Genomic DNA, 1,762 nt, shown 5'->3' on the forward strand with positions numbered 1-1,762 from the left:
TTCCCGACTTCATGGTTCCCTCCGTCTTCGTCGGCCTGGAGGAGTTCCCCCTCCTGCCCAACGGCAAGATCGACCGCTCCGCTCTGCCGCATCCCGAACTGGGTGCGCATCGGACCGCGTATCGGGTTCCTGCCGGACCGGCCGAGGAACTGGTCGCCGAGATCTGGCACGAACTGCTCGAGGTCTCCGACATCGGCGCGGACGACGACTTCTTCACCCTCGGCGGCCACTCCCTCCTCGCCACCCGGCTCACCCACCGGCTGGGCGAGGCGCTCGGCACCCACGTCCCGCTCCACCTCGTCTTCGAACACCCCACACTCGCCGACCTGGCCGCCCACCTGGACCGACTGGGCGACGCCCGTCCGCCGATACCGGTCGCACCGCGTATTCCGAACCCCGACGGCACCATCGTTTTCCCCGCCACGTCCGGTCAGAAGCGACTGTGGCTGCTCTGCGCCCTGGACCCGCAGGCCAATCTCGCTTACACGCTGAACGGCGGCGCCCGGATCACCGGTCGACTCGACGTTCCGGTCCTTGCACGGGCGATCGAAGAGGTCGCCCGGCGTCACGAGGTGCTGCGGACCACGCTGCGGGAGGAGAACGGCGAGGTCGTCCAGGTCGTCCACCCCGTATGGTCCGGGAACCCTCTGCCGTCGGCCGGCCCGGCGGACGAGGCGGCCTCGGACACGCCGGACGTGACCCCGGAGTACGACGAGGCCGGACTGCTGACGGACTGGCGTCACTCGACCGTGGACCTCGCCGAAGGCCCGCTCTTCCGCGCGCGGATCGTCCGTCAGGCCGAGGACGCCCATCTGCTCCTGCTGTCCCTGCACCACACCATTGCCGACGGCTGGACGCTCACCCGCCTGCTCGACGAGATCGCCACCGCGTACGCGGCATGTGCTGAAGGCTCCCTCCTGCCCCCGGCCCCCGCGCTCCAGTACGGCGACTTCGCCCACATGCGAGCTGCCGAGCCGATGTCCGAGGACGACCGCGGGCTCGTCTACTGGCGTGAGCGACTCGCGGGCGTGCACACCCCGGACCTTCCGACCGACCGCCCGCGTCCCGCCCGTCGCACCCACAACGGTGCGGCCATCCCGGTCGAGCTGAGTGCCGAGGAGGTCGGGGGCATCGCACGCCGCAGCGGCACCACTCCGTTCGCCGTGGTCGCCACCGCGGTCGCTGTCGTCCTGGGCGCCCTGTCGGGCGACGACGACGTGACCATCGGCATCCCGACCAGCGGCCGTGCCCACCCCGACACCGCCGGCATCTTGGGCTTCTTCACCAACACCCTGCCTCTGCGTCGGACCTTGGACCCGCGGGCGACGCTCGGGGAGACGCTACGGGCCACTCACGAAGCCCTCGTGGAAGCACACCAGCACGCCGAGACACCGTTCGAGGAGATCGTCCGCCGAACGGCGCTCGCAGCGGACGGGCAGGCACGCAGCCCCCTGTTCCAGGTGATGCTGGCCCTCAACGAAGCCCCGTCAAGGAACCTGCACCTGCCCGGCCTGGCCGTCAACCGCCTCGACATACCGCCGGCCGGGACGCAGTTCGACCTCTCGCTCCACCTGGAGCAGGGCGAGGACGCCATCACCGGCTACCTCACGTACAACACCGATCTCTATGCCGACGGCACCGCACGTCTCTTCCCCGAGCGCCTCGCCTCCGTCGTCTCCGCGTTGGTGGGGGATCCGGATGTGGTGCTGGCCGAGGTGGATGTGCGGTCGGTGGGTGAGTGTGAGCGGGTGGGTGTGTTGTC

1 protein-coding gene is annotated in these 1,762 nt (G+C 70.2%); it reads left to right on the forward strand.

The window, feature by feature from the left end:
* Window positions 1-1,762 (forward strand): condensation domain-containing protein (locus BA175_RS05600; RefSeq protein WP_254667828.1); only part of this gene is annotated, 1,762 nt, incomplete at both ends.

The sequence above is a fragment of the Streptomyces griseus genome (assembly GCF_001715295.1).
Lineage (GTDB): Bacteria > Actinomycetota > Actinomycetes > Streptomycetales > Streptomycetaceae > Streptomyces > Streptomyces griseus_G.